The organism is Neorhizobium puerariae (assembly GCF_042429745.1).
In the GTDB taxonomy this organism is placed as follows: Bacteria; Pseudomonadota; Alphaproteobacteria; order Rhizobiales; family Rhizobiaceae; genus Neorhizobium; species Neorhizobium puerariae.
Map to the genome: position 1 here is coordinate 53,616 of NZ_JBHMAA010000050.1, position 20,815 is coordinate 74,430.

Consider the following 20,815-nt stretch of genomic DNA (forward strand, 5'->3'; position numbering starts at 1 on the left):
CACATAACGCTGCCTTCAAACTCAAAAGCCCGGGCCCTGGCCCGGGCTTTCTTGTTGCATGGAACGCCTCAATGGCCGAAGACCGACCAGCCGGTCCTGGTCGCCAGCATTTCCAGCGCCAGCGAGCCGATGAGCGAATTGCCGTTGTGATTGAGGCCGGGAGACCACACGGCCACCGACGCCCGCCCCGGCGCCACGGCCAGGATGCCGCCGCCGACGCCGCTTTTCCCCGGCAGGCCGACGCGATAGGCGAAATCCCCCGATCCATCGTAGTGGCCGCAGGTCAGCATCAGCGCATTGATGCGCCGCGCCCGCTGTTTGGAAACCACGGTGTGGCCCGTCAGCGGATTGCGGCCCGAAGCGGCCAGGAAGAGGCCCGACTTCGCAAGCTGCGTGCAAGTCATGGCCAGCGCGCAGTGATGGAAATAGACGCCCAGCACATGCTCGACCGGATGGGTGAGCTTGTTGAAGGACCGCATGAAATTGGCAAGCGCGAAGTTGCGGTAGCCGGTCGCCTGCTCCGATTTCGCCACGTCCGGATCGATGGCGATGGTCTCGTCGTCGGCCAGATAACGCACGAAACGGACGATCTCGCCGATCGCCTCGCGCGGCGTGTGCCCGGCAAGCACGAGATCGCTCACCGCGATCGCGCCCGCATTGATGAACGGATTGCGCGGCTTGCCTTCCTCGTGCTCGAGCTGGACAATCGAATTGAAGGCGGAGCCGGAGGGCTCGCGGCCGACGCGATTCCAAGTGGTCTCGCCGTGTTTGCCGAGCGCCAGCGTCAGCGTGAAGACCTTGGAAATGCTCTGGATCGAGAAGGGCACGTCGGCATCGCCAGCCTTGAAGACCCGGCCCTCGACATCGATGATCGCCATGCCGAACCGCTTCGGGTCGACATGGGCAAGCTGCGGGATGTAGTCGGCCACCTTGCCTTCGCCCAGCCGTGGCGTCAGCTTCTCATGGATCTCGTCGACGATCGCCTGCAGATCTGCCATTCCATCACCCCGAATTCTGTTCCCGGTCGGGTTCTACTGATCGAAGGCGCTGCCGGAAAGATGGTTGCTGGCGGAAGCCTTCACCGCCCCGATCTCCGACCACAGGGAAGCGATCCTGGCCGGATCGACATCCGCCATGATGTCGCGCAGCCAGCCTTCGTGGGCCGCCGCCATGGCCTCGAACAGCCGGGTTCCTTCCGGCGTCAGCTTGGCGACAGTGACGCGCCGGTCTCCGTCCGGCGTCACGCGCTGCACGAAGCCATCGGCCTCCAGGCGTTCGACGAGGCCGGTGACATTGCCGTTCGTCACCATGGTCCGCTTCGAAAGCTCGCCCAGGCGCAGGCCGTCCTTTTCCCGGTAGAGCTGCGCCATCAGGTCGAACTGCGGAAGCGTGGCACCGAATTCGGCCCTCAGCCGACGGCGAATCTCATTGGTGATCAGCTTGGTGGTGGACAGCATCCGCAGCCAGAGACGCGTCTCCGGCTTGTTGCGCCCATGCGGGCCATGGGCGATCAATTCCAGATCGGCACTTGCCGCTTCACCTTCCATGACTTACACCCCGAGATATCGATCCTGCAGTTCCGTCGTCAGTTCCGCTGCCTTGCCGCTCCAGGCGCTTCTGCCGTTTTCAAGGATGACGCAGCGATCCGCAACGGGCAAAAGCTCGGAAAGCGTCTTGTCCACCACAAGAATCGAAAGGCCGTCCGCTTTCAGGCGCCGGATCGCCTTCCAGATATCCTGGCGGACGACCGGCGCAAGGCCTTCGGTCGCTTCATCGAGGATGAGCAGGCGCGGGTTGGTCATCAGCGCGCGGCCGATCGCCAGCATCTGTTGCTCGCCGCCCGACAAGGACCGGGCCATCTGCGCATGGCGCTCCTGAAGCCGCGGGAAAAGCCCGTTGACCCGCTCCAGCGTCCACTTGCCCGGGCGGGCGGCGGCCACGAGATTCTCATGCACCGTCAGGTTCGGAAAGCAGCGGCGGCCTTCCGGCACGAGGCCGATGCCGAGCCTTGCCACATGATGCGGCCGCTTTCCCCGGAGATCCATGCCACCGAGCCGGACCGTGCCGATGCGCGGCGGGTTCATGTTGCAGATGGCGCGGATGGTGGTGGTCTTGCCCATGCCGTTGCGGCCCATCAGCGCCACGGCCTCGCCTTCGGCGACGGACAGGTCGACGCCGAACAGCGCCTGGCTCGCGCCGTAGAATGCCTCGATTTTCGAAACGTCGAGCAGCATCAGGCGTGGTCTCCGAGATAGGCGGCGCGCACGGCGGGATCGCGGCGGATTTCCTCCACGGTGCCGGTTGCGATGATCCGGCCGTAGACGAGAACCGAAATGCGGTCGGCCAGCGCGAAGACCGCGTCCATGTCGTGCTCGACGAGCAGGATCGGCGCTTCCCTTCGCAGGGTATCGAGGAAACGGGTCAGCGATTTCGAGCCTTCCGGTCCCATGCCCGCCATCGGCTCGTCGAGCAGGAAGGCTTGGGAACGGAGCGCCAGCGCCATGGCGATTTCGAGCTGGCGGCGTTCGCCGTGGGAAAGCTCGGCGGCGGGGATGCGGGCACGCGCCGTCAGGCCGACGCGCTCCAGCATGGTCATGGCGGTATCGACCAGGCCCCTGTCGCGCATCACCGGCTTGAAGAACCGGAAGCTGGAGCCCTGTTTCGCCTGCACCGCCAGCATGACGTTGCGAAGCGCCGAAAACTCCGGCGCGATCGATGAGACCTGAAAGGTGCGGCCGAGGCCGAGCCTTGCGCGTTCGGCCCCCGTCTGCGCGCCGATATCCCGCCCGGCAAAGCGGATCGTACCGGAATCCTGCCTCAGCGTGCCGCAGATCTGGTGGATCAGCGTCGATTTGCCCGCCCCGTTCGGGCCGATCAGGGCATGGATTTCGCCCGGGCGAAGATCGAGCGTCACGCCGTCGGTTGCCCGGAGCGCACCGAAATTCTTCACGAGGTTGGAAATCTCAAGGACGGGTTCAACCATGTCTGGCCTTTCCGGCAAGCAGGCCCAGAAGCCCGCCGCGGGCGAACAGCACGACGGCAAGCAGGATGAGGCCGAGGAAGAACTGCCAGCGCTCGGTGAGGCCGCCGAGCGCATATTCGAAGGCGACGTAGAGCGCCGCGCCCGCCAGCGGCCCGAACAGCCGGCCGGTGCCGCCGAGGATGATCAGCACGATCAACTCGCCGGACATGTGCCAGGAGAGCATGGAGGGGCTGACGAAGCGGTTGAGATCGGCAAACAACGCGCCGGCCAGCCCGGTGATCATCGCGGAGATGACGAAACCGGTGAGCCGGATGCGGTAGGGCTCGATGCCGACGGTCGCGACACGCACCTCGTTCTGCCGCGCCGCCTGCAGGGCCGAGCCGAAACGCGAGGCGCGGATCAGCGCGAAAAGACCGACACCCAAAAGCAGGATCACGTAGCAGATCAGGAAGAAGGTCAGCGGCCGCATCGTGTTGACGCCGGGGAACTGGTTGCGGACGAGGATCGAAAGCCCATCCTCGCCGCCATAGGGGGGCCAGGAGATCGCGAAATAATAGACCATCTGCGCAAAGGCGAGCGTGATCATGATGAAATAGACACCCGAGGTCCTGAGGCTGATCGCGCCGATCGCCAGGCCGACGAGGGCCGAGAGGACCACCGCGACGATCCAGATCACCCACATCTGTTTCGTTCCGGACAGGCCGAACAGCAGCGGATCGCCCGAAAAGGCATGGGCCGCGAGAATGCCGGCGACGTATCCGCCGAGGCCGAAAAAGGCGGCGTGGCCGAAGGAGACGAGGCCACCGAGGCCGAGCGCCAGATTGAGGCCGGTCGCGGCGAGCGCGAGGATGGCGATGCGGGTTGCGAGCGTGATGTAGAACGGCTGGCCGAGCGCATTCGCCGCGAGGGGCACGGCGAGCAGCAGCGCCGCCAGAACGAGGTTGATGAGGGTTTCGCGGTTCAGGATCATCGTCAAACCTTGGGCCTCACGCATGCGCCGCGGGGAAGAGGCCGCGCGGCTTGACCGCAAGAATGACCGCCATGACGATATAGATCAGCATCGAGGCGGCGGCGGCGCCGATCATGCCGGCCTGGGCGGGCGGTACGAACAGAACCATCAGCTTCGGCAGCAGGAAGCGCCCCATCGTATCCGTTACGCCGACCAGCAGCGCGCCGAGCAGCGCTCCCTTGATCGAGCCGATGCCGCCGATGACGATCACCACGAAGGCGAGGATGAGCACCGGCTCGCCCATGCCGACCTGCACCGACTGGATGGCGCCGACCATGGCGCCGGCAAAACCGGCAAGCGCCGCGCCGAGCGCGAAGACGACCGTGTAGAGCGTGCGGATATCGACGCCGAGCGCACCGATCATCTCGCGGTCGCTTTCGCCGGCGCGGATGCGCATGCCGAGCCGCGTCCTCGAAATCAGCATGTGGAGGCCGAAGGCGACGACCGCGCCGGCGGCAATGATGGCGAGACGATAGACCGGATATTCCGTACCGCCGGGCAGTGTCAACGCGCCCTGCAGCAGCGGCGGAATGTCGAGATAGAGCGGAAACGAACCGAAGAGCCAGCGCGTGCCTTCGGAAAAGATCAGGATCAGCGCGAAGGTGGCGAGGACCTGGTCGAGATGGTTGCGGTCGTAAAGCCTGCGGATGACGACGAGTTCAACGATCGCGCCGGCCGCCGCCGCTGCGACCAGGCTGGCGACCAGCCCGATCCAGAAGGAGCCCGTCCAGGCCGCCACGGCGGCGCAAGCGAATGCGCCGACCATGTAGAGCGAGCCATGGGCGAGGTTGATCAGGCCCATGACGCCGAAGATCAGCGTCAGCCCGGCAGCCATCAGGAACAACATGACGCCGAGCTGCAGGCCGTTCAGCAACTGCTCGAAAGCAAGTGCGACAGTCACGACGAAGCCTTAGATCTTGCAGTCTTTGGCGTAGGCGTCGCCGTGATCGGCGAAGATCTTCTCCACCGTCTTGTTGGTGAGGACGCCATCCTGCTTCACCACTTCCGTCAGGTAGATATCCTGGATGGGATGCTGGTTGGTGTTGAACTTGAATTTGCCGCGCGGCGACTGGATATCCGCCTTCAGGAGTTCGGCGCGGAAAGCATCCGCATCCTTGACGCTCGCCCTGGAGGCGGCCGACAGGATGAGCTGTGCGGCGTCATACGCCTGGACGGCATAGATCGACGGCAGGCGGTTGTATTCCTTCCTGAAGTCGGCAAGGAATTTCTTGCTGGCCGGATTGTCGAAATCCGGCGCCCACTGGCCGGAGGCCTTGGCGCCGAGAGCCGCGTCGCCGATCGCCGGCAGCACGTCCTGGCTGAAGGAAAAGCCGGGGCCCATGACCGGGATCTTCACGCCCGACTGGGCGAACTGCTTCATGAAGGCGATGCCCATGCCGCCCGGCAGGAAGACGAAGATGCCGTCTGCGCCGGATGCCCGCATCTGGGCGATTTCGGCGGCGTAATCCGTCTGGCCGACCTGGGTGTAGACTTCCGATACGAGCTCGCCCTTGTAGTAGCGCTTGAAGCCCGTCAGCGAATCCTTGCCCGCCGGATAGTTCGGGGCGAGGATGAACATCTTCTTGAAGCCCTTGTTGGCATATTCGCCCATCGCCTCGTGCAGGTTGTCGTTCTGGTAGGCGGCGTTGAAATAGAGCCTGTTGCAGTTCACGCCGGCAAGCTGGGCCGGGGCGGCATTGGTCGACACGTAGAACTTGCCCTGCGCCACGGCGCCCGGCGCGACCGCCATCAGGAGGTTCGACCAGACGATGCCGGTCAGCACGTCCACCTGATCGCTCTGGATCATCTTGTCGGCGATCTGCACGGCGAGTTCCGGCTTCTGGGCATCGTCTTCCGTGACGACCGTGATGTCCTTGTTGCCGGAATTCTTGATTGCCAGCATGAAACCGTCGCGCGTATCGATGCCGAGACCGGCGCCGCCGCCCGAAAGCGTGGTGATCATGCCGATCTTCAGCGGCTCGGCGAGAGCGAGGCCGGAGACGCTGACGCCCAATGCCAGCGTCGCGGCAGCAAGCAGTTTCTTCATGTGACGAACTCCCGTTTGTTGTTGTAATCGTTCCCGATGCCTTCGGTGGACATGGAATGTCCGCCGGGTCATCTTTGTCTTCCACATTTGCGTGGAAACTTCCACTCTACGTGCGCGGCAAAATGCAACCGTCGTCGAGTACGGTCAGGCCGAAAGCTTCTGCTTCAGGCGGAAACGCTGGATCTTGCCGGATTCGGTTTTCGGCAGCGCGTCGGTGAAGACGATCGAGCGCGGATATTTATAGGGCGCAATCACGCCCTTGACGTGGTTCTGCAGGAGTTCCACCAGCGCGGCGCTCGGCTCCACGCCCTTTGCCAGCACGACATGCGCCTGGACGATCGTGCCGCGTGCATCGTCGGGCGCCCCGACCACGGCGCATTCCAATACGGCGTCATGCTTCAGGAGCGCCGCCTCCACCTCCGGCCCGGCGATGTTGTAGCCGGCGGAAATGATCATGTCGTCGGAGCGGGCGGCGAAGTGGAAGTAGCCCTCCCCGTCCTGCACGAAGCTGTCGCCCGTCAGGTTCCAGCCGTTCCTGACATAGTCCTTCTGCCGCTCGTCGGCGAGATAACGACAGCCGATCGGTCCCTTGACCGCCAGCCGGCCGACCGTGCCGCGCGGCACTTCCTTCATGTCCTCGTCCACGACGATCGCCTCATAGCCGGTGAGCGGCCTGCCGGTGCAGGCGGGCTTCAGATCGTCCAGGCGGTTGGAGATGAAGATGTGCAGCATCTCGGTGGCGCCGATGCCGTCGAGGATCGGCTTGCCGGTCTTCCTCACCCACTCCTCGAAGACAGGCCCCGGCAGGGTCTCCCCGGCGGAAACGGCGATGCGGAGCGAGGACAGGTCGGCGCCCGCATCCATCGCGGCCAGCATGGCGCGATAGGCGGTGGGCGCAGTGAAACTGATCGTCGCCTTGTAGGTCTCGATGATCTCGACCATTTTCGGCGGCGTCGCCTGTTCGAGAAGCGTCGCGGCCGCGCCGAAGCGCAGCGGGAAGACCGCAAGCCCCCCGAGGCCGAAGGTGAAGGCGAGCGGAGGGGAACCGACGAATATGTCCTCCGGCGTCACGCCCAGCACTTCCCTTGCATAGGCATCGGCGATGATGAGGATATCGCGATGAAAGTGCATGGTCGCCTTCGGTATCCCGGTGGAACCGGACGTGAACCCGAGCAGGGCCACGTCGTCGCGACCGGTCTTCACCGCATCGTAACGCACGGGCTTGTCGAGCGCGGCGCGATCGAGCTCGGCATCGTGATTGGCCGTGCCGTCGAAGCCGATGACCTGGATCAGGAACCGGCTTTCCTTGGCGGTTGCGACCAGTTCGTCCATCAGGCGCGTATCACAGAGCGCCATGGAGATTTCGGCCTTGTCGATGATCTTCGCCAGTTCGCCGGCGCGCAGCATCGGCATGGTGTTGACGACCACCGCGCCCGCCTTCGTCGCCGCCAGCCAGCAGGCGACCATGGCCGGATTGTTGGCAGAACGGATCAGCACGCGATTGCCGGGCTTCAGGCCGTAATCCTCGGTCAGCGCCCGGGCGATGCGGTTCGTCCAGTCGGAAAGTTCCTTGTAGGTGCGGCGGCGACCGTTTCCGATAAGGGCGGTATGATCGCCGAAGCCGCGATCCACCATGCGGTCGGTCAGTTCAACCGCCGCGTTCATCCATTCCGGGTAATCGAAGTCCTTGAGCCCGATATCCGGCCACAGGTCCGGCGGCGGAAGATTGTCGCGGGCAAACGTATCCTGATGGCCTGACGGTCCCAGCATTTCTCAATTCCCCAATTTCTTATCGATGCGGCTTTTTGCCTTTTATTCAGAATTACACCGCTGCTCCCGGGTTGCAAGAGAGAAATTTTAAGTTTGTAATAATTCGCCGGATGGCCGGCATGGAAGCCCAAACCGGCTTCCATGCCGGCGACGGCGATGCCAGTATGCGGCCCGGGCCTGCACAACCGCGCCCAAGGAGAGAAAAGACGATGCGCCACCGGATCAGCGACTGGGACAACGCCTATGCCAACGGCATCAATATTCCCCAGGGCGACCGCTGGCCGGCAGCCTGGGTCGAGCCCGCGCGGCGGTATCGGGAAGAGCTGGCCGCGGCTGGCCGTGCGAAACTCGGCCTCGCCTATGGCGAAAGGCCTCGCAACCGGTTCGATCTCTTCCTGCCGGAGGACACGCCGGAAGGCCTCGTCGTCTTCGTGCACGGCGGCTTCTGGATCGGCCTCGACAACGGCTACTGGTCGCATTACGCGCAGGGCGCCGTGGCGCGCGGTTATGCGGTCGCCATGCCCTCCTATACGCTCGCTCCCGAAAACCGCATCGCCGGCATCACCGTCGAGATCGGCAAGGCGGTCGAAGCGGCAGCCGGCGCGATCGACGGGCCTGTCCGGCTGATCGGTCACTCGGCGGGCGGGCATCTGGTGACGCGGATGATCTCCGCGACGTCACCCTTGCCGGAGGCGGTGCGCGGCCGCATCGCCAATACCGTCTCGCTTTCCGGCCTGCACGATCTCAGGCCGCTCATCAACCTCTCCTCGAACGCAAGGATGCGCATCGACCGGGAGGAAGCCTACGAGGAGAGCCCGGCGCTGCTGGAGCCGCTGCCCGGCGCCCGGGTGACCTGCTGGGCGGGAGCCGGCGAACGGGCGGAGTTCATCCGCCAGAACGCACTTCTTGCCAGCATCTGGAAAGGACTGGGCGCGGAGACGGAGGCCGTCGAGGAGCCGGACAAGCACCATTTCAACGTGCTCGACGGGATGGCGGACCCGACCCATCCGCTGATGAAGGCTCTTTTCGCCTAAAGAGAAGCGGCGGCGCGCGCGGCCTGGTCGTAATGGCCGGAAAGCGCCCGCAGGCGGGCTGCGACTTCCGAGAGCGATTCCGCCGATACTTCGGTGGCCAGCACCGAACGCACCAGGAGGCTCTCGCGCATCGCCTTGTAGCGCGCGCAGGCGTCGGCGCCGGCCTCCGTCGCCATGACGAGCTTTTCCTTGCCGCGCCGGCCGGACTTGATCAGCTTCAATCGTTCCAGTTTCTTCAGCGCATAGGTCACGACATGGGTATCCTCGATGTTGAGGACGAGCGCGATGTCGGCCAGCGTCTTCGGCTTGTTGCGGCTGTTGATGTTGTGCAGCACGAGGATGTCGACGGGGGAGAGATCGGACACGCCGACCGCCGCCATGCAGCGAACCATCCAGCGATTGAACGCGTGGTTCAGCATGATCATGCCGAACTCTATCTCCGACAGCGCCGGCAAGGCTCCGCTCGCCAGATGCCCGGAGGAAACGATGGGGCCGAATTCGTTCTTGTCCGACGACATCGGGTTTTCTCCTGTCGAAGACGCTGCAGCGCTTATTTTCCGCCCTCTCAAATCACATCTTCCCGGAAGCGTCCAGAACGGCGGCAGCCGAAATGCCGGATGAAGCCGCGCTTTTACAATTAAATAATTGACGTTTTATCGACAAAATGTTCCCGTGTCGCAACTCTGGTTCCAAGGAGAGGCGGGATATGGCCGACAACAGGTGGGATTTCTGGATCGATCGCGGCGGCACGTTCACCGATATCGTCGGACGGAAACCGGATGGAACGCTCACGGCCCACAAGGTGCTGTCCGAAAATCCCGAGGCATATCGCGATGCGGCGGTGCAGGGCATCCGCGAGCTTCTCGGCATACCGAAAGGCGCCCCGATCCCGGCCGATGCCATCGGCGCCGTGAAGATGGGAACGACGGTCGCCACCAATGCGCTCCTGGAGCGGAAGGGCGAACGCACCCTGCTCGTCACCACGCGCGGCTTCCGCGATGCGCTGGCGATCGGCTACCAGGCCCGCGCCGACATCTTCGCGAAGCAGATCGTCAAGCCGGAACTGCTCTACAGCGCCGTCGTCGAGGTGGACGAACGCGTGCGCGCCGACGGCACCGTCGAGGCCGCGCCGGACGAGAAAGCCATCCGCGGGGAGCTTCAGGCGCAGTTCGACGCCGGCTTCCGCGCCCTCGCGATCGTCTTCATGCATGCCTACCGTTTCCCCGCCCACGAACGGACCGTCGCCGGGATCGCCCGCGCCATCGGCTTCACCCAGATCTCCGTCAGCCACGAGGTTTCACCGCTGATCAAGCTGGTCGGCCGCGGCGACACGACGGTGGTCGACGCCTATCTCTCGCCGATCCTGCGCCGCTACGTGGAGCAGGTGGCGGGCGAACTCGGCACCGGGCTCGACGCCGCCGACGGCCAGGGTGCGCAGCTGATGTTCATGCAGTCCTCCGGCGGGCTTACCGCCGCGCGGCTGTTCCAGGGCAAGGACGCGATCCTGTCCGGCCCCGCCGGCGGCGTGGTCGGCGCCGTGGAGACCTCGCGGCTTGCGGGCTTCGACCGGATGATCGGCTTCGACATGGGCGGCACCTCCACCGACGTCTCGCATTACGACGGCGAGCTGGAGCGTTCGTTCGAGACGGAAGTCGCCGGCGTGCGCATGCGCGCGCCGATGATGTCGATCCACACGGTTGCGGCCGGCGGCGGCTCGATCCTGCATTTCGAGAACGGCCGTTTCCGCGTCGGCCCGGATTCGGCCGGCGCCAATCCCGGCCCGAAGGCATACCGTCGCGGCGGCCCGCTGACCGTCACCGATGCGAATGTCATGCTGGGCAAGCTCTCGCCAGGACTTTTCCCGGCGATCTTCGGACCGGACCGCGACCAGCCGCTCGATGCGGATGCGGTGCGCACGGCCTTCGAAGACATGGCCAGGGTGATCGGCGACGGCCGGTCGCCCGAAGAGGTGGCGGACGGCTTCCTCGCCATCGCCGTCGAGAACATGGCGAACGCGGTCAAGAAGATCAGCGTCCAGCGCGGTTACGACGTCACGCATTACGTACTCACCTGCTTCGGCGGCGCCGGCGGCCAGCACGCCTGCCTGACGGCCGATGCGCTCGGCATCTCGACCGTTCTGATCCACCCGTTCTCGGGCATTCTTTCCGCCTACGGCATGGGGCTTGCCGATATCCGCGCCACCCGACAGCGCACCGTGTCGCAGGGGCTTTCAAAAGCGCTAGCTTCGCTCGGCCCGACCCGTGACGAGCTCACCTCCAGCGTTGTCGGGGAAATGGCCTCCCAGGGCGTTTCCGGGGCCGAGACGGGTGTCCTGCATCGCGCCCACCTGCGCTACCAGGGCACGGATACGACCTTGCCGGTCACGCTCGGCGACGCGGCCGGGATGACGGCCGCTTTCGAGACCGCGCACAGGAAGCAGTTCGGCTTCATCTTCGAAAACCGCGAGATCATCTTCGAAGCCTACGAGGTCGAGGCGGTCGGCGGCGGCGCGAACCCGGTGGAACCGCAATCGGCGCTCGACAGCGCCGCGCCGGATGCCGCCGAAGAGACGAAATTCTTCTCCGGCGGCGCATGGCGCGAAGCGCCGGTCTATCGCCGCGCCGACATCCGGCCGGGGGCAAGGGCGAACGGCCCCTGCCTGATCGTCGAACCGCATCAGACGATCGTCGTGGAAGAGGGCTGGGCTTTCGAGATCACGGGATTGAACCACGTCGTGCTGAAGCGCGTCGCCGAGCTTTCGCGCGCCAAACCAATCGGCACCGAGGCCGACCCGGTCCTGCTCGAAGTGTTCAACAACCTCTTCATGTCGATCGCCGAACAGATGGGCGTGACGCTGCAGAACACCGCGTCCTCGGTCAACATCAAGGAGCGGCTGGACTTCTCCTGCGCCGTCTTCGACGAGAACGGCGCGCTGGTGGCGAATGCCCCGCACATGCCGGTGCATCTCGGCTCGATGGACCGTTCGGTCGAAAGCGTCATCGCCCGGAACAAGGGCAAGATCCGCCCCGGCGACGTCTTCGCGCTGAACGCGCCCTATAACGGCGGTACGCATCTGCCGGACATCACCGTCGTGACCCCGGTTTTCGACGAGACCGGCCAGAAGATATTGTTCTACGTCGCCTCGCGCGGCCACCATGCGGATGTCGGCGGCACCGCGCCGGGTTCGATGACGCCGCTTGCGACGACGGTCGACGAGGAAGGCGTGCTGTTCGATAACGTGCTCCTGGTCGACCGCGGACGGTTCGACGAAGCAGGCATCACCAGGCTCCTGTCCGACCACCCCTACCCGGCCCGCAACGTCGCCCAGAACGTCGCCGACCTGCGCGCGCAGATCGCCGCCAATGAAAAGGGCGTGCACGAGATGCGCAAGATGATCGCGCAGTTCGGGCTTCCCGTGGTGCAGGCCTATATGGGGCATGTGCAGGACAATGCGGAGGAAAGCGTCCGCCGCGTTCTTGCGAAGCTCAGCGACGCGGAATTCTCCTATGCGACCGACCAGGGTAGCGTGATCCGGGTGAAGATCACCATCGACAAGGCCAGGCGCGAGGCGACCGTCGATTTCACCGGCACCAGCCCGCAGAGGAGAAACAATTTCAACGCACCGGAACCGGTGACCCGCGCCGCCGTGCTCTACGTCTTCCGCGTCATGGTCGAAAGCTCGATCCCGATGAATGCCGGCTGCCTCAGGCCGATCCGGATCGTCGTGCCGGAAGGCTCGATGCTGAAGCCGCAATATCCGGCCGCTGTTGTCGCGGGCAACGTGGAGACCAGCCAGCATGTGACCAACGCGCTGTTCGGCGCGCTCGGCGCCATGGCCGCGAGCCAGGGAACGATGAACAACCTGACCTTCGGCAACGCCACCTACCAGTATTACGAAACGCTGTGCTCCGGCTCGCCGGCGGGCGTTTTCAACGACGGCAGGGGTTTTGACGGCACGGACGCCGTGCATGTCCACATGACGAATTCCCGCCTTACCGACCCGGAAATCCTCGAAACCCGCTATCCGGTATTGCTCGAAGACTTCCACATCCGCGACAATTCCGGCGGCAGGGGGAAATTCTCGTCCGGCAGCGGCACGAAGCGGACGATCCGTTTCCTGGAGAAGATGGATTGCGCCATCCTCTCCTCGCACCGGACGATCCGGCCGCATGGTCTTGCCGGCGGCGAGGCGGGCGAGATGGGCCGGACGACGGTGCGCCGTCTCGACGGCAGCTTCGAGGAACTCGGCGGCTGCTCCCAGACGGTGATCGGGCCGGGCGAAGCGGTGACCGTCATCACGCCGACCGCAGGAGGCTATGGCAAAGCGAAGTGATCTGCCGTAACCGGAGATCATGACGAAGCAAGTTGCGATCATCGGCGGCGGGCCGGCGGGGCTCATGGCGGCGGAAGTGCTTTCCGCCGCGGGTCATTCGGTGACCGTCTACGAGGCCATGCCGACCTTCGGGCGGAAATTCCTGCTGGCCGGCAAGTCCGGGCTCAACATCACGCATTCCGAGGACTTCGCCAGGTTCGGGGAACGTTTCGGCGCGGCCCTTCCGCGGCTGCAGCCGGCGCTCGATGCCTTTACGCCCCAGGACGTGCGGGATTGGGCGGCCGGCCTCGGCGCCGAAACCTTCATCGGCACGTCGGGCCGCGTCTTTCCCAAGGTCATGAAGGCCTCGCCGCTGCTGCGCGCCTGGCTGCGCCGGCTGGAGGCACAGGGCGTGACGCTGAAGACGCGCCATCGCTGGACGGGACTTGACGGCGACGGCCATCGGTTGACGACGCCCGAAGGCGATCTGCTCATCCGGCCGGATGCCGCCCTGCTGGCGCTCGGCGGCGCGAGCTGGCCGCGGCTCGGCTCTGACGCCGCCTGGGTGCCGCAGCTCAGGGCAAAGGGCGTGGAGATCACCGATTTCCAGCCGTCCAATTGCGGTTTCGACACCGCCTGGAGCGCCACGTTTCGCGAACGCTTCGCCGGCGCGCCGCTGAAGTCGGTGACGACGACGTCGGATGCGGGCACATTCCAGGGCGAATTCGTGATCTCAAAACACGGGATCGAGGGAAGCCTCGTCTATGCCCATTCCGCCGCGTTGAGGAACAGGCTCGCAGAGCATGGCCATGCCGCGCTCGTGGTCGACCTGATGCCGGGCCGAAACGCCGAACGCATCGGCCGCGATCTCGCCCGGCAGGACGCCAAGGCAAGCTTCTCCAACCGGCTGCGCAAGGGAGCCGGTCTCGAAGGCGTGAAAGCCGCATTGCTGCGGGAACTCGCGCCCGGCTCCAACCGCATGAGCCCCGGTGAACTGGCGGCGCTGATCAAAGCCCTGCCCATCCCCCTTCTTCATACGCGCCCGATCGCGGAAGCCATTTCGTCGGCCGGCGGCGTGAGCTGGGCCGGTCTCGACGGAAACTACATGCTGAAATGCCTGCCGGGGCTTTTTGTCGCAGGAGAAATGCTTGATTGGGAGGCCCCAACGGGTGGTTATCTGCTGACTGCCTGTTTCGCCACGGGCCGCGCCGCCGCAAAGGGTATCGAAGCCTGGCTTCGTGCATGACCGGGCCGGCGCGGCAGGGCGGATTTGCCATTTTTTTTCTACTTTTCGGCGATCAAGTCGGATCGATGCCATCCCGACGTGATCGCTGCGGATTTTCGAGGCGGAAGGGGCCTCCATGACCAGAGAAAGACGACGCTACATCATCAGAAGAAGACGGACTGTCACAGGCCTCGCGCTCGTCGCGGCAATCTCCTTCGTCGCGGGCATGACCGACGCCGTGGGCCTGCTTCTTTCCGGCGACTTCGTCTCTTTCATGACCGGCAATACGACGCGTGCCGCCCTTTCCTTCGCCGGTGGCGATTACACCCATGCGCTGATTCTGTATTTCGCCCTCTGGGTCTTCGTCATCGGCAACGCGCTCGGGATCGTGCTTGCACATACGCTTTCGGCGCTCAGGACCTTCGTGGTCCTTTCCGGCGTGGCCGTGACGCTTGCACTGGCCGCAAGCCTGCCGGAAACGGAATATCCGCGCGTGCAGTTCTATCTGGTCATTCTGGCCATGGGCATGATCAATGCCACCGTGGAACATATCGAGGGCCTGCCGATCGGCCTGACCTATATCACCGGCGCCCTCTCGCGTTTCGGCCGGGGAATCGGCCGCTGGATCGTGGGAGACCGCAATCCGGCGGGGTGGGTCATCCAGACCGTTCCCTGGACGGGAATGGCCTGCGGCGCGGTGGCCGGAGCGTTCGTGACAAAATACATGGGCAACGGCGCCCTCTGGGTGGTCGTGCTGGCGGTCGTCTCCCTGGCCTTCGTGACCATCTTCCTGCCGCGCCCCCTGCATCTGCACTTTCACCAGCAGCCGGCAAACCCGGCCAGGCGCCGCGCCTGACCCTTATTATCAGAAGACCGGATGTTCCTGCTTTCAAAACTGTTCTGGGTCTTCGCCCAACCGCTCTCCGCCGCGTTTCTCCTCGCGGCAATAGCGGCCCTCCTGTGCTTTGCCGGGTGGCGAAGATCCTGCGGGTTTGCAGCACTTGCCGCGGCCCTGACGCTGTTCGTCACGCTGTTCACCACGACGGGAGCGGTCGCGCTGCAGGTCCTGGAGGCACGCTTTCCGAAACCCGCGCAGGAGCCCGACCATCTTTCCTGCATGATCGTGCTCGGCGGCGCGCTCGACAATGAAATCAACACCGCGCGCGGCGGCTTCGAGCTCAACCAGGCGGCCGACCGTTTCGTGGAGGCGATGCGGCTTGCGCGCAACCACCCGGAGGCCCGCATACTCATTTCCGGCGGCGACGGCTCGATCAGCGGCGGATATGAAGGAGAGGCCGAGACATCGGAACGCCTGTTTTCCGCCTTCGGCATTCCGGCCGACCGGCTCGTGAAGGAAAACAGCTCCCGCACGACCTATGAGAACGCGCTCAACACGGCCGAACTCCTGAAGAGCCGGGGGCTGGAAAACTGCCTGCTGATCACGTCCGCCTACCACATGCCGCGCTCGATCGGCCTGTTCCGCAAGGCGGGGATCGAGGTCACGCCTTGGCCGGTGGACTATCGGACGAGCGGCATCGCCGCCCTTTCGCCGGATTTCACCCAGCCCTCGCTCAACGCGCAGCTGACCACGACCGCCGCGCGGGAATGGATGAGCCTGACGGCCTATTACCTTGCCGGGCGGATCGGCGACATCTTTCCGGGATGATTATTGCTTCGAGATCGTGACGAAGCGGCCGCCGCGCACGCGCACGCGCATTTCGCAGGGCACCGCGTCGGTGCGGTCGCAATAGCGGGGGTGCATCTTCAGCACGAAGACCATGTTGCCGAAATACTTGACGAAGTCGTAGCCGTATATCTGCGCGGTGGCGATCATGATGTAACCGCCTTCCTTGGCCTGGATGTAGAAATTGTAGGGGCAACCGTCGTTGTTGCAGGCCGGTCCCCTGTTGCCGTCGCAGACCAGCTTGCTGTGGTCCGACACCAGGTCGACGATGCCGTCATTGTTGATGTCGAACCGCTTGATGAAGTCCGGCTCGAACTGGGCGATCTTGCACTCGGCCCGGAAATGGTCCTTCTCGTAGATCTCCGGATCGCTGACGAGCTCCTGCTGCGCAAGGGACAGGGCCGGAACCAGGATCAGCGCCATTGCCTGGACGAATACGATCAGGAGCTTCTTCACGGCACCACCTTCCGCAAATTCATCTGTTCACGGCGCCTGCCCGCAGATGACGGGCGCGATCACCGGCGGTTATGATACAGGCTTGCGCTTGCGCGACGCTGGATCGCGGCGACGGCATCAGCCCGGAATCGAGATCGGGATCGATCGTCGGAAAGCGGCATTGCGTGGTTTCAATGATCGGGAGCATTTCCCGTGCGTCCAGCTGCGCGCACGGATGTTCCGGGGACGCTGGGGATTTGCATGTCCTTGCTGACGATTCTCGACTATGCCGGCATCGCGGTGTTTGCGGCGACGGGTGCGCTCGCCGCCTCCCGCAAGGAACTCGACCTGATCGGCTTCCTCTTTCTGGCGGCCGTCACCGGGCTTGGAGGCGGCACGCTTCGCGATATCATCCTTGGCCGGACCCCGGTCTTCTGGGTGCTCGACCCGACCTATATCCTGATCTGCGTGACCGCCGGCATATTCGTCTTCTGCACGGCGCATCGCGTGGAATGGCGCTACCGCCTGCTGATATGGCTCGATGCGGTCGGGCTTGCCGCCTACAGCGTGCTGGGCGCGGCAAAAGGCCTCGCCGCGACGGACTCGCCGACGATCGCCATCGTCGCCGGCACGCTGACCGCCGCCTTCGGGGGCATCCTGCGCGACCTGCTTGCCAACGAACCTTCGGTGTTGCTCCGGCCGGAAATCTACATTACCGCGGCCCTTGCCGGCGCCGGCGGCTTCACCGCCGCCCACGCGCTCGACCTGCCGCTGCAGGTCAGCTCGGGCTTCGGCGTCATCGTCGCCTTCGCGCTGCGCGGCGGCGCCATCCATTACGGCTGGACGCTGCCGCGTTACAGGCCTCGCCCCGGCCGTCATCCCGACGAGGCGATCAAAGGCAGCAGAAACAGGAAATAAACCGGCCGTGTCAGGCTTTCTTTTCGCGAAGCCGGATGATCACGTCGACATGGGCGATTTCCATGCCTTCCGGCGCCTGCGGGAGATTGCCGATCTCCAGATTGCTGACCGGGATATCGAGCACCTCGTTGCGGCCTTCCACGAAGAAGTGGTGGTGATCGGAGATGTTGGTGTCGAAATAGGTCTTGGTGCTTTCGACCGCCAGGACACGAATGAGCCCGGCCTCGGTGAACTGGTGCAGCGTGTTGTAGACGGTTGCCAGCGAGACGGGGACACCCGCGGTCGTCGCCTCTTCGTGCAGCTCCTCGACGGTCAGGTGGCGGTCGCCCTTTGCGAACAGGAGGTCGGCGAGCGCTACGCGCTGCCTCGTCGGCCGCAGACCGCAAAAGCGCAGTCTCGTCTCGATGTCCGTAATGGCTTCTGCCATATTTTGCCCGTCAGCTCCTGCCGTTCACCCGCATGTCAGGTATCTTGACTTTCCGATATAACTTTTACGGTCAGCACTTTCAATAGTTTCCGGAGGATACGGACCGGGACTTGGCCAAAAACGCGTTATTTCCTTCACAAGCCTCTGGTTTGCGCCCATAGCTTCCTATATGCGGACCTGAACAGACGAATGTTCCAGCGCTTGGCAGCTTTCCCCAGAGCGGAGCGCACGGTCATCGTCACGCTTCAATTTCGAGCGATCTTGCAATAGTGGTTCTGAAACAAAAGGTCGAAGGTTCAACGGGGGGAACGGAAATTTATGGCACCCAGACAGTCCAGCTTCTCTTACGAAGAAATCCTAACCTGCGCACATGGCGAACTTTTCGGGCCTGGCAATGCGCAATTGCCCCTGCCGCCCATGCTGATGGTTCACCGCATCACGGATATCTCGGAAACGGGCGGCACCTTCGACAAGGGCTATATCCGCGCGGAATACGACGTGCGCCCCGAGGACTGGTACTTTCCCTGCCATTTCGAGGGCAACCCGATCATGCCGGGCTGCCTCGGCCTCGACGGCATGTGGCAATTGACCGGCTTCTTCCTGGGCTGGCTCGGTGAAGAGGGCCGCGGCATGGCGCTTTCAACCGGCGAAGTGAAGTTCAAGGGCATGGTCCGCCCGCACACCAAGCTTATCGAGTACGGCATCGACTTCAAGCGCGTCATGCGCGGCCGCCTGGTGCTCGGCACGGCCGACGGCTGGCTGAAGGCGGACGGAGAAACCATATATCAGGCGACCGACCTTCGCGTGGGTCTGTCGAAAGACAAGACGGCCTGAAACCGCATTCAGGCGGCTGACGAAAACAACAAAGGTTTGATCAGATGAGACGGGTAGTTGTCACGGGTCTTGGTATCGTATCCTCGATCGGAAGCGATGCCGCCGAAGTCACCGAATCCTTGCGTCAAGCAAAATCCGGCATTTCATTCTCCCCCGATTTTGCCGAGCACGGCTTCAGATGCCAGGTCTGGGGCAGACCGACGCTCGACCCGACCGACCTCGTCGATCGCCGGGCGATGCGCTTCCTCTCCCAGGGCGGCGCCTGGAACCACGTCGCCATGAAGCAGGCGATCGCCGATTCCGGCCTGGAAGAAAAAGACTATAGCCAGAACGAACGCACCGGCATCATCATGGGCTCGGGCGGACCTTCCACGCGCACGCTGATCGAGGCCGCCGAAATCACGATCAAGAACAACAGCCCGAAGCGCATCGGCCCGTTCGCGGTGCCGAAGGCCATGTCGTCCACGGCATCCGCGACGCTCGCCACCTGGTTCAAGATCCATGGCGTGAACTACTCGATCTCGTCCGCCTGCTCCACCTCGGCCCATTGCATCGGCAATGCCGCCGAGATGATCCAGTGGGGCAAGCAGGACGTCATGTTCGCCGGCGGCCACGAGGACCTCGACTGGACCATGTCGAACCTTTTCGACGCCATGGGCGCCATGACGACCAAATTCAACAACCAGCCGGAAAAGGCCTCGCGTGCCTATGACGTCGACCGCGACGGTTTCGTCATCGCCGGCGGCGCCGGCGTTCTGGTTCTGGAAGAACTGGAGCATGCCAAGGCGCGCGGCGCGAAGATCTATGCCGAACTCACGGGTTACGGCGCCACCTCGGACGGTTACGACATGGTCGCGCCTTCCGGCGAGGGCGCGGTGCGCTGCATGCGCCAGGCGCTTGCGACGGTGAAGGGCGAGGTGGACTACATCAACACCCACGGCACCTCGACCCCGGTCGGCGATTCGAAGGAGATCGGCGCGATCCGCGAAGTGTTCGGGGACAGGATTCCGCATGTCCAGTCGACCAAGTCGCTCACCGGCCATTCGCTGGGCGGCGCCGGCGTGCAGGAATCGATCTACAGCCTTCTGATGATGCAGGAGCGCTTCATCGGCGAGAGCGCCCATATCGAAACCCTGGACCCGGAATTCGAGGGCGTGCCGATCGTGCGCAAACGCATCGACGACGCCAAGATCGATATCGCTCTTTCCAATTCCTTCGGGTTCGGCGGCACCAACGCCACGCTCGTCTTCCAGCGTTACAACGGATAATTCCATGACGGGATTCATGCAGGGGAAACGCGGCCTGATCATGGGGGTCGCCAACAATCACTCGATCGCCTGGGGCATATCCAAGGCCATCGCCGCCCAGGGCGCGGAACTCGCCTTCACCTACCAGGGGGAGGCTCTCGGCAAACGCGTCAAGCCGCTCGCCGAGGAGCTCGGCTCCGATTTCATCGTCCCCTGCGATGTCGAGGACATCGCCTCGGTCGATGCCGCATTCGCGGCCATCCGGGAACGCTGGGGCGCGCTCGATTTCGTCGTGCATGCGATCGGCTTTTCCGACAAGAACGAGCTGAAGGGCCTCTACGCCGATACGACGCGTGAAAACTTCAGCCGCACCATGGTGATCTCCTGCTTCTCCTTCACGGAAATCGCCAAGCGCGCCGCCGAGCTGATGACCGATGGCGGCTCCATGCTGACGCTGACCTACAACGGCTCCCAGCGCGTCATCCCCAACTACAACGTTATGGGTGTGGCCAAGGCGGCGCTGGAGGCTTCCGTCCGCTACCTCGCCGCCGACTACGGCCCGCGCGACATCCGCGTCAACGCGATCTCCGCGGGACCGGTGCGGACGCTCGCAGGCGCCGGCATTTCCGATGCCCGCGCGATCTATTCCTGGAACCAGAAGAATTCGCCGTTGCGGCGGACCGCCACCATCGAGGATATCGGCGGTTCGGCCCTCTATCTCCTGTCCGATCTTTCCCGCGGCGTGACCGGCGAGGTCCACTACGTCGATGCCGGCTACAGCATCACGTCGCTGCCGACGCTGGACCGGCTGCGCAAGGCGGATGCGGAGTGATTTCCAATGACGAAAGTCACGTTTTCCGTCACCAAAAATACACATCATAATGCGCATT

20 protein-coding genes are annotated in these 20,815 nt (G+C 64.2%); 9 read left to right on the top strand and 11 right to left on the bottom strand.

Translation table 11 applies throughout. The features are described from left to right. Positions 1-68: 68 nt before the first annotated feature. From ACFFP0_RS30095 to ACFFP0_RS30130, 8 genes are all read right to left on the bottom strand, one after another. Positions 69-998, bottom strand: a complete 930-nt coding sequence (locus ACFFP0_RS30095; RefSeq protein ID WP_377265909.1) for a glutaminase — start codon at positions 996-998, stop codon at positions 69-71. 33 nt (positions 999-1,031) lie between these two features. Further along, positions 1,032-1,547: a MarR family winged helix-turn-helix transcriptional regulator gene (locus tag ACFFP0_RS30100; protein ID WP_377265910.1), complete on the bottom strand. Its 516-nt coding sequence runs from the start codon at positions 1,545-1,547 to the stop codon at positions 1,032-1,034. Between the two features lie 3 nt (positions 1,548-1,550). Then, entirely contained in the window at positions 1,551-2,234 is a 684-nt protein-coding gene (locus ACFFP0_RS30105; RefSeq protein WP_377265911.1) for an ABC transporter ATP-binding protein, read from the bottom strand. After that, positions 2,234-2,983, bottom strand: a complete 750-nt coding sequence (locus tag ACFFP0_RS30110; protein WP_377265912.1) for an ABC transporter ATP-binding protein — start codon at positions 2,981-2,983, stop codon at positions 2,234-2,236. The genes ACFFP0_RS30105 and ACFFP0_RS30110 overlap by 1 nt, the downstream gene beginning before the upstream one ends. After that, positions 2,976-3,953, bottom strand: coding sequence for a branched-chain amino acid ABC transporter permease (locus tag ACFFP0_RS30115; protein WP_377265913.1), 978 nt, complete (start codon positions 3,951-3,953; stop codon positions 2,976-2,978). Before ACFFP0_RS30115 ends, ACFFP0_RS30110 begins: the two co-directional genes overlap by 8 nt. 16 nt (positions 3,954-3,969) lie before the next feature. Then, a complete protein-coding gene (locus tag ACFFP0_RS30120; protein ID WP_377265914.1) occupies positions 3,970-4,893 on the bottom strand; it encodes a branched-chain amino acid ABC transporter permease in 924 nt (307 codons plus the stop codon). 9 nt (positions 4,894-4,902) lie between these two features. Further along, a complete protein-coding gene (locus ACFFP0_RS30125) occupies positions 4,903-6,039 on the bottom strand; it encodes an ABC transporter substrate-binding protein (protein ID WP_377265915.1) in 1,137 nt (378 codons plus the stop codon). A gap of 144 nt (positions 6,040-6,183) precedes the next feature. Beyond that, positions 6,184-7,809 carry an AMP-binding protein gene (locus ACFFP0_RS30130; protein ID WP_377265916.1) on the bottom strand — a complete coding sequence of 542 codons (1,626 nt, stop codon included), beginning with the start codon at positions 7,807-7,809 and terminating at the stop codon, positions 6,184-6,186. A gap of 209 nt (positions 7,810-8,018) precedes the next feature. On the opposite strand from ACFFP0_RS30130, the gene ACFFP0_RS30135 reads away from it, so the two are divergent. Continuing rightward, a complete protein-coding gene (locus tag ACFFP0_RS30135; protein ID WP_377265917.1) occupies positions 8,019-8,843 on the top strand; it encodes a hormone-sensitive lipase in 825 nt (274 codons plus the stop codon). On the opposite strand, the gene ACFFP0_RS30140 is transcribed toward ACFFP0_RS30135, so the two are convergent. Then, positions 8,840-9,361 (bottom strand): winged helix DNA-binding protein, encoded by a 522-nt coding sequence (locus ACFFP0_RS30140; RefSeq protein WP_377265918.1) that lies wholly within the window; start codon positions 9,359-9,361, stop codon positions 8,840-8,842. The genes ACFFP0_RS30135 and ACFFP0_RS30140 overlap by 4 nt on opposite strands. 188 nt (positions 9,362-9,549) lie before the next feature. Between ACFFP0_RS30140 and ACFFP0_RS30145 the strand changes: the two genes are divergently transcribed. The 4 genes from ACFFP0_RS30145 (at position 9,550) to ACFFP0_RS30160 (ending at position 16,046) form a co-directional block, all read left to right on the top strand. After that, on the top strand, positions 9,550-13,176 hold the full coding sequence (locus tag ACFFP0_RS30145) for a hydantoinase B/oxoprolinase family protein (protein WP_377265919.1): 3,627 nt from the start codon (positions 9,550-9,552) through the stop codon (positions 13,174-13,176). Positions 13,177-13,195: 19 nt separating this feature from the next. After that, positions 13,196-14,401 carry a TIGR03862 family flavoprotein gene (locus ACFFP0_RS30150; protein ID WP_377265920.1) on the top strand — a complete coding sequence of 402 codons (1,206 nt, stop codon included), beginning with the start codon at positions 13,196-13,198 and terminating at the stop codon, positions 14,399-14,401. A gap of 115 nt (positions 14,402-14,516) precedes the next feature. Then, complete coding sequence (locus ACFFP0_RS30155; RefSeq protein ID WP_377265921.1) at positions 14,517-15,236, top strand: YoaK family protein; 720 nt, start codon at positions 14,517-14,519, stop codon at positions 15,234-15,236. Positions 15,237-15,257: 21 nt separating this feature from the next. Continuing rightward, entirely contained in the window at positions 15,258-16,046 is a 789-nt protein-coding gene (locus tag ACFFP0_RS30160) for a YdcF family protein (RefSeq protein ID WP_377265922.1), read from the top strand. Here the strand turns inward: ACFFP0_RS30160 and ACFFP0_RS30165 are convergent, their stop codons facing one another. Continuing rightward, on the bottom strand, positions 16,047-16,520 hold the full coding sequence (locus ACFFP0_RS30165; RefSeq protein WP_377265923.1) for a hypothetical protein: 474 nt from the start codon (positions 16,518-16,520) through the stop codon (positions 16,047-16,049). It abuts the gene before it with no gap. Positions 16,521-16,760: 240 nt separating this feature from the next. Between ACFFP0_RS30165 and ACFFP0_RS30170 the strand changes: the two genes are divergently transcribed. Next, positions 16,761-17,417, top strand: coding sequence for a trimeric intracellular cation channel family protein (locus ACFFP0_RS30170; protein WP_377265924.1), 657 nt, complete (start codon positions 16,761-16,763; stop codon positions 17,415-17,417). Between the two features lie 10 nt (positions 17,418-17,427). Here the strand turns inward: ACFFP0_RS30170 and irrA are convergent, their stop codons facing one another. Continuing rightward, positions 17,428-17,844, bottom strand: a complete 417-nt coding sequence (gene irrA / locus ACFFP0_RS30175; protein ID WP_377265925.1) for an iron response transcriptional regulator IrrA — start codon at positions 17,842-17,844, stop codon at positions 17,428-17,430. 318 nt (positions 17,845-18,162) lie between these two features. Between irrA and fabA the strand changes: the two genes are divergently transcribed. Genes fabA through fabI form a run of 3 tightly spaced genes read left to right on the top strand, consistent with a single transcriptional unit; the run spans position 18,163 to position 20,757 of the window. Further along, a complete protein-coding gene (gene fabA, locus ACFFP0_RS30180; protein WP_377265926.1) occupies positions 18,163-18,678 on the top strand; it encodes a 3-hydroxyacyl-[acyl-carrier-protein] dehydratase FabA in 516 nt (171 codons plus the stop codon). Positions 18,679-18,722: 44 nt separating this feature from the next. Continuing rightward, a complete protein-coding gene (fabB, locus tag ACFFP0_RS30185) occupies positions 18,723-19,946 on the top strand; it encodes a beta-ketoacyl-ACP synthase I (RefSeq protein WP_377265927.1) in 1,224 nt (407 codons plus the stop codon). 4 nt (positions 19,947-19,950) lie between these two features. Then, positions 19,951-20,757 carry an enoyl-ACP reductase FabI gene (gene fabI / locus ACFFP0_RS30190; RefSeq protein WP_377265928.1) on the top strand — a complete coding sequence of 269 codons (807 nt, stop codon included), beginning with the start codon at positions 19,951-19,953 and terminating at the stop codon, positions 20,755-20,757. The last annotated feature ends 58 nt before the right edge of the window (positions 20,758-20,815 follow it).